This window comes from Verrucomicrobiota bacterium (assembly GCA_016871535.1).
Classification (GTDB): Bacteria; Verrucomicrobiota; Verrucomicrobiia; order Limisphaerales; family SIBE01; genus VHCZ01.
Genome location: VHCZ01000214.1, coordinates 1 through 10,699, shown reverse-complemented (window position 1 = coordinate 10,699; position 10,699 = coordinate 1). Strand labels below are relative to the sequence as shown.

5 protein-coding genes are annotated in these 10,699 nt (G+C 59.9%); 2 read left to right on the top strand and 3 right to left on the bottom strand.

The features are described from left to right. Positions 1-725: 725 nt before the first annotated feature. Together FJ398_21295 and FJ398_21290 are read right to left on the bottom strand one after the other, a co-directional pair. A complete protein-coding gene (locus FJ398_21295) occupies positions 726-1,355 on the bottom strand; it encodes a hypothetical protein (GenBank protein ID MBM3840450.1) in 630 nt (209 codons plus the stop codon). A 160-nt stretch (positions 1,356-1,515) separates the two neighbouring features. After that, positions 1,516-1,974 carry a hypothetical protein gene (locus FJ398_21290; GenBank protein ID MBM3840449.1) on the bottom strand — a complete coding sequence of 153 codons (459 nt, stop codon included), beginning with the start codon at positions 1,972-1,974 and terminating at the stop codon, positions 1,516-1,518. 1,421 nt (positions 1,975-3,395) lie between these two features. Here FJ398_21290 and FJ398_21285 point away from each other — a divergent pair. Together FJ398_21285 and FJ398_21280 are read left to right on the top strand one after the other, a co-directional pair. Beyond that, positions 3,396-4,448, top strand: coding sequence for a PA0069 family radical SAM protein (locus tag FJ398_21285; GenBank protein ID MBM3840448.1), 1,053 nt, complete (start codon positions 3,396-3,398; stop codon positions 4,446-4,448). Positions 4,449-4,569: 121 nt separating this feature from the next. Further along, the gene (locus FJ398_21280; protein ID MBM3840447.1) at positions 4,570-7,023 is read left to right on the top strand and encodes a hypothetical protein; all 2,454 of its coding nucleotides are present in this window, start codon (positions 4,570-4,572) and stop codon (positions 7,021-7,023) included. A gap of 221 nt (positions 7,024-7,244) precedes the next feature. On the opposite strand, the gene FJ398_21275 is transcribed toward FJ398_21280, so the two are convergent. Next, the gene (locus FJ398_21275; GenBank protein MBM3840446.1) at positions 7,245-9,875 is read right to left on the bottom strand and encodes a hypothetical protein; all 2,631 of its coding nucleotides are present in this window, start codon (positions 9,873-9,875) and stop codon (positions 7,245-7,247) included. Positions 9,876-10,699 lie beyond the last annotated feature (824 nt).

Sequence of the window (10,699 nt, the reverse complement as noted above, 5' to 3'; positions counted from 1 at the left end):
GCGATTTCGCTTTCTGGCTTCGTTTCTCCTCAGTCGCAGAGCCCTGGCTATGCTCCTTCGTCGTGCCTCGCCAGAAAGCGAAATCGCCTCCAGCAAAACCGGAATTTATTTTTGCACAGACCCTTAAGGAGGAGGACCGGCCCGGCTCATGTTTCAGGTTGTTCAGAATTCAAGTTCGAACATCGCTGCAATCTCTTCCAAGCGTGGAACAGGAGAGTCCAGAGCGCGCATTGGCCGGCCAGGTAAAGCAACAGAGCAGACGTAGAAATCAGCGTCTGGGCTTCAAACATCCTCACAACATAATGCCATTCTCCAAGTATGGTCATGCGAACCGCGGAGATGAGAACGGCCACATAGTGGCTCGACAAGGCCAGCGCCGCCGAGATCAAGCCGACTCTGCTTCGCGCGCTAACGAGAATAATCGAGATCAACGGCCAGAAAACGAATCCGAGAAACCCCAGCCAGGAGGACGTTGAAAAAGGAGATAAAGCCAGCATTAGATACAATTCGGACCCGTGACCGCCTGCTGTCAGCGCGCCACCGATGAGGGCAAGACACACGCCGTACGCAGTTCCGAGTGTAAACGCCGTCGCGGATATTACCGCTTTTGACATCCTCATGATTAGTGATGCAGTGTGTTCAAAAGAGGGAGTTGATCAAGTGGCGCTCGAAAGGTGCAAACTGACCTTTCTCATACGTAGGTCGTTCACCAAACCTTTTCTGGATCAGGTCTTGGAATGCTCGGATGCGGACGCTTTCGCTGGGCCGGCGCGGAGAGAACACGCTGCGGAGGTCGGTCTCGATCGCCTGCCAGCTTGTGCAATTCTTGTTCCGATCGGAAAGAGCTTCCCGGCTTTTCTATACGACAGTGGCCGTCCTTTCCCGGTGAGAAACAAGGCCGTCTGGCCCAATAGAGGATAATGTTTTTGGCGCAGGCGCAGATACTTCTTCAAAGCAGCCACCGCGCTGGGTTTCAAGGGCACATAACGCGATTGACCTCCCTTGGATTTTCGAATCAGCAACGTTCCTGCGTGGGCGTCGAAATCGTGCGTTTGCAGATGCAGAGCTTCGGAGATCCGCAACCCTGCACAAGCCAGCAAACCCAAAAGTGTCTTGAAACTGGCTGGGAGCAGACTCTGCGGTGGCGGCAAGGTGCTGGCGGTCTTCAACAAACTGGCGATTTCCTGCCTGCTGTAGATATAAGGCTGGCCCCGCCGATAGGCGGGACCAAACACCCCGAGGGCGGCACCTGGACTTTGGGATCGAAAGACTGCCAAAACTTCGCCAATCGCCGCGCGGTCAACAATCGCCTGGCCCACCACAAGGGAGTGGCCCCTTCGGGCAAACGTGACCACGCTAAAACCAGATCCTCTGTCAGTGGCCCTTGATGATGAAGTTGGCCGGCATAGCGCGCCAGCGAGCGCAGGATGCTCTCCTCACTCTTCAAGGCGAATCCCAGAGGACGACGGCTCTGGAGATAAAAATCGATGGCTTCTGTCAAGGAGAGCGAAGCTTTCATGCGCGCGCCTCCTTGGGCCAAGCCGCCGCGACTTGTCGCAAAAGCGGCAGGTTCACCTTGGCATAAACCTGAGTCGTGCTCAGGCTGCGATGTCCCAATAGATCAGCCACAGTTTTGAGAGCGGCCCCGCGTTGTACCAAATGGGAGGCGACGGTATGGCGCAGCCGATGAGGTCCCTTGCCGGGGGTTGTGATCCGGGCTCGCACTATAGCCTTTGTCACCATGGACGAAACGCCGGTCGCACGGATCGGGTGCCCATCCTGTAAGGACAGGAAAATGTGGCGCGAAAGACTCGAGGGCCTTCCATGCCGTAGATACTCCGCCAAGGCCTGCCCAACTTCTGAGGGCATGGGCAAGAGGCGCTCGCGACGGCCTTTGGTTTGAACCAAACGAAGTGTTCCGGTGCGCCAGTTAATATCCTCCAAGGTGAGTTGCACGACTTCTCCGGCTCGCAGCCCAGGATCGAACGATTGCGCCTTTGGGTTGCGCTAGGACCCCACACAGACCTCAGCAACCGATTTAGCTCTGGGTGGCTGAGATAAGTCGGGAAATGATCTCTCTCATGCGAAGCCACACGAGGAATCGCATGGCTCAGATCGCTCGCCGCACGCCCACTAAAACAAAGAAAGCGACAAAAGGAGCGCAACGAAGAGGCCAAAGACTGGAGTGTTTGTAGGCACAGCCTTTGACGCTGCTCCAAGATATAATTGAGCAAAGCCTCAGGCGTGATCCTCCGCACATCCAACCGGCGTGCCCTGGGTTTGAACTGAGCGCTTAAAAAATCACGGATGTAAAAGATGCGCACCCGGCAAGTTGCCGCAGTGAATCCGCGTCGTTAAGCAGATGGTGTTGATAGTCCTCAAGCAGACTTTCGATGGCTCGATTTGAAGCGATATTTTTCATCGCCCCAATCTTGAGTCGGGTCCGTTGATACCTCAATTATGCGGACATCAGTCAGCGAACCAGCCAGCAAAATTGGCCTTTCTCCCGCACATGTCCGCATAATCACAATGTCTGCATAAGCTCCCTTATGCGGAACTCCGCATAAGGGAGCATCTCCGTTTTGGGGCTGTGACCGACGAGCAACGTCGCAGCCGGCCAGGCGCCGCCCCGCCCCGGAGGGCTGGGGCGATTTCGCTTTCTGGCTTCGTTTCTCCTCAGTCGCAGAGCCCTGGCTATGCTCCTTCGTCGTGCCTCGCCAGAAAGCGAAATCGCCTCCAGCAAAACCGGAATTTATTTTTGCACAGACCCTTAACTGAGGCATTTCAGAAATTTTTATTTCTTTACCATCCCGTAAAGCGAACCTTAGAGCGTGTCCGAACAACGCTCTATCTCCCGGAGGGAGAATCGACAATAGCCCAGCCTTTCAAGGCTGGGATGGCGTCGCCAGGAATTCGAGTCCCGAAGAGACGGTTGAGTCTCCATGACGGAGACGCGCTTCGGCATCGAATTCATTGAGGTCGTCGGCAGTCCCCTTGCGAGGTGGCAGGAATCAGCCCTGAATCAGCCGTCCCTCCGGGACTCGGCCCCCTTACTTTCGTTCCCAGCCTTGAAAGGCTGGGCTAATCTCAAGTCTCCCTCCGGGAGAAACGGAAAGATTGTACTCGTGACAGAGATACCGACGGCAAAATGTCCAAACTCCAGTGCGGGCGATCCGCCCGCCTCGTTTGGCGACTCGCCGAACGAAATGGAAGCACGCTCCGGAATAAATCCGGGAGCCAATCGGCCTTCGAGATCAACCGCCATTCCGTCGGGCGGGTCGCCCGACGGCACAGGCGGGTCGCCTGTGCTACCCAAGATCGAATGTTCAGACTCGCCCTGCCTGGTTTATGCCGGCTCTTGAATTCATCCATCTCGGACTTAACATGCCCAGGCCATGAGCGCTGTTCCGATCAAGGGCCGCGGGGCCGCGTCGAATCCGCCCAATCGGTTCGAGGAAATTCACCTGGAACCGGGCGAGGACCTGGCCGCGGACGAGGAACGGCCGGCTTCGACGCGGTTCTTCCGCGATCAGACCAAGACCATCCTGAACTACAACGACAGCCCGGACGTTGGGTTCGAGGTCAGCGTCAACCCGTATCGCGGCTGCGAGCACGGGTGCATTTATTGTTACGCGCGTCCGACGCACGAGTATCTCGGCTTTTCCGCCGGGCTGGATTTCGAAAGCAAAATCATGGTGAAAGAAAACGCGCCGGAACTGCTGCGCGCGGAATTGGCGTCGCCGAAATGGAAACCGCGCGTCGTGGCCATGAGCGGCGTGACGGATTGCTACCAGCCGATCGAGCGCCGGCTGAAATTGACGCGTCGCTGTCTGGAGGTGTTCGCCGAGTTCCGCAACCCGGTTTGCATCGTCACCAAAAATTACCTCGTCACGCGCGACGCCGATGTCCTCGGCGAATTGGCCCGACACGAGGCCGCGGTCGTCTTTGTCTCAATCACGACGCTCGATCCGACGCTGACGCCGAGAATGGAGCCGCGCGCGTCGTTGCCGGCGCATCGGCTGGCTGCCATCCAGGCGTTGCGAGACGCGGGCGTGCCCGTGGGCGTGATGGTCGCGCCGGTGATTCCCGCGCTGACCGACCACGAAATGCCGCGGATCATCGCCGCGGCTGTGAAATCGGGCGCGCAATTCGCCGGCTACGTGACGCTGCGATTGCCCTTTGCGGTGGGGCCACTCTTCGAGGATTGGTTGAACCGCCATTTCCCAACCAAGAAAGAGAAGGTGCTGAATCGCATCCGGGCTTTGCGCGGCGGCAAGATCAACGACCCGAACTTCGGCACGCGGATGACCGGCGAAGGCATTTTTGCGGAGCAGATCGAAAAGATTTTCGAGGTCGCTTGCCGAAAAGCCGGGATTCTGGGCCGGCGCGCGCCGCTTTCCGCGGCCAATTGCCGACCCACCGGTGGCGTGCAACTTTCGCTGCTCTGACATGGATCAAGCGCGGAGTATCCCCTCGAAAATGAGAGAAATCGCAAATTCAAAACCATGCTGCACTGCAGCGGGCAGGAAGCAAACCGGGCGCGTCGCCCTGGCGCTTGCGTTTGGCTTCATGGCCGCGCTGCGCGCATTTGCTTGCGGGCCTTTCTTTCCCAACCTGCTGTTGAATCAGGGCGACGCCGCGGTTCTGACCGCACCCGAAGCTCGCTTCCAGATGGAACTGGAACGCATGAATCTGGTGAAGTCCGCCTTTCGCGCCCGGCTCGCCACCAACTATGCCCAACAGACCTTCGACGCCGAACTGACGGACCTGCGCGCGGCTCTGGAGCGTAATGGAGTTTCACCGAAGCAACGCGAGGCCATCGTCGAAAGCCACCGGCTCGAGCGCGAAAAGATCATCATTTTCTCCAGAGCTGAGCGCGAAGGCTCGGATGACGCCACCACGCGGCGGTGGCTCCGGGAAGGCTTCGTGTTGCGGCCCGATCCAACGAACTTCGCGCGCATTTCCGGACCCATGCCGCAGATCACCACCGGGTTGCCGGGCGAATTCGCGGATTACTTTCGCGGTTCCGTCACATGGCACCTGGGGAAAATGACCGACGCGCGCGCCGCGTGGACTGCGTTGCTGGCGCGGCCCGTGTCCGAGCGCCATTTCAAATCCACATGGGCGGCGTTCATGCTGGGCAAAAGTTGGGAGGAAGAGGACACGCGCAAAGCTATCCCGTACTTCCAGCAAGCGCGCGCCCTGGCCAAAGCCGGCTTCGCCGACTCACTCGGGCTCGCGGCGTCCAGCCTGGGCTGGGAAGCGCGGCTGCACTTGCGCGAAAAGGATTTCGCGCCGGCGATCGACCTTTACCTGGAGCACGCGGCGTGCGGCGATCCGGCCGCGGTGGTCTCGCTGCGCTGGGCGGCTTCGGCGGCGTTGCGCGCTCCTGAAGGACAGTTGCGAAGACTCGCGGGGCATCCTCGCGCTCAACGAGTCATCACGGCGTATGTTATCTCCGGCGGCTGGCGCGAAGCGCCAATGGACGTGGACAGCGCTGTCCGGGAAGGAATGATTCGGGCGCTCGGGGCCGCGTCCGCGCGCGCGCCCGTCCTTCCGAAACCGAAACCGGAGTGGCACAAGCTCAAGGAACCCGCGTTGCGCTGGCTGGAAGCGGTCGAAGCCGCTCGTGTGAAAGACGTCGATTCCGCGGAGCAACTGGCGCTCGCGGCGTACCAGGGCGGCCAAATGGAACGAGCCGCGCGCTGGCTGAAGCTCGCGCGAGCCACACCAGTCGCGCAATGGCTCCAGGCCAAGTTGCTTTTGCGCGACGGCCAGGCCGGCGAAGCGGCGGCAGTCCTCGCCAGGTTGGTCCGGCTTTTTCCGTTGGATCCAACACTGACGAATCGCGCGGCTTTGCCGGGATTGGCCGCCAGTTTGTATGTGCCCAACGAACGGGAGTACCCGCCGATTTCCGTCACCGCACAATGGCACGGCGAATGGGGCGTGTTTCGGTTGGCGCGACGGCAATATTCGGAAGCGCTGGACGCCTTGTTGCGTTCCGGCTTTTGGTTTGACGCCGCGTACGTGGCCGAGCGCGTGTTAACGCTGGATGAGTTGAAGACTTATGTGGACCGCTCCTGGCCGCGTCAGGAAGCATTCCACCGCCTTCCCGTCATGCCTTCCCATGAACACGCCTCCCGGACCGTGGCCTTTAGGCCGCTTCAGCGCTGGACTCCGGAGGGTGCGCGGAAGCAGCCTGAAGGCTGCGGTCCGCGCGGTCTCAGGTTCATGGGCCGTGTGCATGGTTCTGAAACCAAGGGAACTTCCCATGAACCGTTCAACGTTCAACGTTCAACGTTCAATGCGACCTGGAGGGGAAATAACGATGAGATCTCTGCGCCGGCGCTGCGTCCTGGAGAACGCATCCGCTACTTGCTGGCCCGGCGATTGGCGCGCGCAGAACGCTGGAGCGACGCGCGAAGCTATTTTCCTGCCGAGCCTCTGCCAGCTTTCGACGCACTTTATGCCGCGATGACGGCGGCGAAGAACCCGGCGCACTCCCAGAGCGAACGTGCCAAAGCGTTGTTCGATGCGGCGAAGATCACCCGCCATCACGGCCTGGAACTGATCGGCACGGAAGTCGAACCGGACTGGCATCTCCATGGCGGCAACTACCAGTACGGCGTCACCGTCGCCGACCGACGCAGCCACCAAGAAACAAACGTCCTGGCGGCGGCGACTGAGGAAATTGAACGCGCCACGCGCCACACCGTGCGTCCCGATGAACGCTGGCACTATCGATACCGCGCAGCTGAGTTGGCCTGGGAAGCCGCGCGGTTCATGCCGGACAATTCCGACGACACGGCGCGCGTCCTGTGCCTGGGCGGTTCCTGGATCAAGAACCGGAATCCCGAGGCTGCGGACGTGTTCTACAAAGCGCTGGTCCGCCGCTGCCGGAAGACCGCCCTCGGCGCTGAGGCGGACCGGATTCGCTGGTTCCCGCGGCTAGATGAAGAAGGCAACTTGCGTCCACGTTCCGAACAGCCGCTTGCGCCGTCGGAGCGGCAGCAGAGTCGTTGAAGCGTTACGGTGCAGACCGTGGGATTGACGACAGATCGACCGGAGAACCGTAGCGCAGATTTTCAATCTGCTGTATCGCCGATTTCCAATCGGCAGCGCGCCGGCGAGTTCCAGAGCCCGGAACTTGTCGAGCGACTGCGGAATGCAATTCCGCGATACGGCAGATTACAAATCTGCGCTACCGCGAACCGGCAGCGCTGGAAGCCTGCCCTATGGTCAGCTCAAAGTTTCACACGGTAGAATTTCATGCTGCCGGCGCCGCGTGGGGTCGTGGCCACAAATTGCCCTGGAACCACGCCCACTCGGATCACGGCGTCCGCGTCTTTCGCGTAAGGTCCGGCCACGCTGGCTGCGGCTTCGAGCGCAAGCTGGCCTGTGTCACCGCCGCTCGCAGAGAAAGTGATTTGTACCCGGCCGTCCGGCAACAAGCCGATACCCGAAATTTTGATCTCCGTTGGCGCGGCGCCGCCCAGGCTCACCACCCGTACGTTGTCAAACACAACGAAATTCTTCTGCGAACCGATGGACGCGAAAGTGTCCATGTAACCCAGCATGACGTTGCCCGACGTGAACGCCGACGCGTTGGCCTGCTGCTGGATCACCGTGCCGTTGATCTTCCAGGTGATGTCTTTGCCGGTTTGCGCGACTTCGACATCGACCCATTGGCCGCTCGGCGCGCCCGCGACCACATACGGAGGCTTGGTGAAGATCAGATCGAACTCACGCGCCGATTTCTTGACGAGTGCCGGCACGGAGGTCGCATTCGTGGCGACGTAGGTGGAGTAACTCCGGCCCGCATCGCTCGCGCTGCCGTCCCCTTCGATGGAAAACCAAATGCCATCGCTGCCGGCGGTCGCATGACGATTCGTTTTTGATCCCGAATGATTGATGCCGAAGAGCGCGTGTTCCGTGGTGCCGGCGACGTCGGTGCCGTAGGTTAAATACAGGTCAAAGCGCAACGCGTAATTTCCGCTGAACATCTGCCCTTTCGGATACAGGTTCACGCCGGCCGCGCCGCTGGCGGTTGCATCCGCTTTGTTCACGGTCACCCGCAAACCGCGAGTGCTCCCGCCGCTCGAATTGGGCGAAGGCGGAACGCTGTCCGCGCTGTAATCATACGCGAACTGCGCGGCATAATCCGGCACGTTGTTGTTCGCGCCGAAGAGCGTGATCCAGTTGCCCGAACTGTCCGTGTCGAAATTGTCGGAGAACAATATCGGCGCCGGCGCGACCTCGTTGTCCTTGATCGTCACCGTCGCGCTGGGGGTTGCACCGACGGCGTAGCCGACGCCGCCCGCGACCGTCAAGGTGATGGTTTCATCGCCTTCCACGTCTGAGTCGTCAAAAGGCGTGAGCGTAAGGACCACGTTGGTTTGCCCGGCGGGAATCACGACGACATTGGCGGCGCCATCGTAATCTTTGCCCGCGGTGGCCGTGCCGCCCACGGTCAGATTCACGCTCAAATCGGCGACCGTGTCTCCCAGCCGGCTGACCGCAAACGTCCCTGTGTCTTCGGCGATTCGTTCGTACATGTTGGAGTCCGTGGCCTTGATGCTGACGGTGGTGATGTCGCCATCGTCGAGAAGCTTGATCGTCGCGCGAAACGCGGCGCCGATGTCGTACTTATTGCTGCCGGCGAGAATCAGAGAAACGGTCTCTTCCGGTTCGCCTTTCGGGTCGTCGAGCGGTTTGATGGTCACGGTCGCGGACTTGGCGCCGGCTGGAATCACGACCGACAACGCATTGGTCGCATAATCCTCGCCGAGCGTCGCGGTGCCGGCGAAACGGAAGCGCACTTCCAAAGGCGCCGTGGTCGCGCCGCTGCGGGAAATCGTGAACGTCCCCGTGTTCGTGCCCGGTTCAGCGGCCTCCGCGTCCGTTGCCTCGACAGAGATTTCCGAGAGAGCCGGTTCGGTGTCCAGGTTCACGACGCGGACGTTGTCGTAGATGATGTAGTTTTCCTCCTTCGGACTGGCGATGGAATTAAAGGTGTCCATGTAACCGAGCATGATCGTGCCGCTGGTGAACCCGGACGCGTTCGGGCGTGTCGCGAGGACGTAGCCGTTGAGCAGCCAGGTGAGCACGCCGTCCTTTTGCCGGACTTCGCCTTGCACCCAGTGTTTGCCAGGGGCTCCCGCGGATTGATATTCCGGCGAGGGAAAAATCGCCTTGAGCGGGTGGGTGCCGGCCTGGGTCGGATTGGCCTCGAACTCGGTCGTGCCATCGCCATCGCGGTCGAGAAAACCTGCATCCAGTCCGCGAAGATCGCTTGGAGCCGCCCCGGCGAGACCTTCAAAAGCCTTGTAGTCTTGGGCCGCGCCGGCTTCGCCCGTGACCGCGAACCAGACGCCATCGCTGTCAGTCGCGCTGGCCCAATTGACTTTGTCGCCCTTGTGATTGAGGCCGAAGGTGCCGTATTCGGTCGAGCCGGTGCCGCCGTAGGCCGGGCCGTTGTAGTTCATCCACATGTCGAACCGGAGCGCGTAATTCCCGCTGAACGTTTTGCCCTTCGGATAAATGCTCACGCCGGCGATGTTCGCCACGTCGTCGTTTTTGTTGACGTTGAGTTTGACGCCGCGCGTGGAGTTACCGGTGGTGTTTGGCGCGGGCGGGATTTTGTGTTTGCTGTAATCGAAATTGAACTCGGCGGAAAAGTCGGGCGTGCCATTGCCGGAGCCGTTGAAGATGTCCCAATTCGCCGAGGTGTCCGTCTCGAAGTCGTCCGCGAACAATGGCGCCTGAGCTTGCGAACGCGCCGCCACCACCGCACAAAGCGCCACAAGAACGAGCCAGGACAAGGAGCGAGAGTTTTTCGATTTCATAAAATCAACCAAGCGTGTTCGAGTTTTCATGCCGAATCGTGATTGCTGCACGGGAACTGAAGCCGCCAGATTTCGCACCAGACGTTCCAGTCACGCCTGCCTCTTGTCTAACCTGCTCGATGCCTTGTTGCAATCAGGCATTATCTGCCTCGCTGCTGCGGCGAACGAACCAACATGTTGGTCACAAGACGAGAGGATTTGAACAGAAGGCAACGAAGCAAACGGAGTCTTCGTTCTCTTCTGTAAATGGCTGCGAAGCCATTTTCTCGCAGCACGGTCTGCGGGAAAGCGTGTACTGCTATCCATGAAGTTTCCGCGGCTTGCGCAAGTTTCCCATCTTGAGCCACGAGAATGTCTCCGGCGTATTTGCGCGGGAGCGCCGTCCGATTACAATCGAGCACCGCGGTGGGCGTCTCACCAAGGCCGGCGATTGTAGAGCAGACATTCTTGTCTGCTGGTGAGCGGAACTTTCCAGTTCCGCTTCGGGCGACTGGAAAGTCGCCGAACCCGCAGGTTGGATATTCTTTGGCGTACAGTCATCTTCGTCGCAGGTCATCTCTCGGAGGGAGTGCCGAGAATAGCCCGGCAGTTCACTGCCGGGAGACGGTAGCCCTGGTGCAAGTTCCGGAGGAACGGCTGATCCTCAAGAGGTCCGGTTAAGTTACTGTGCAGACCGTGGGATTGACGACAGATCGACCGGAGAACCGCAGCGCAGATTTTCAATCTGGTATCGCCGATTTCCAATCGGCAGGGCGCCGGCAAGTCCCAGCGTGCTCGGACTGGGAGACGCCCCGCAGAATACAATTCTGCGATACGGCAGAGTGCAACTCCGCGCTACGAGCTTTGTCGTCCAT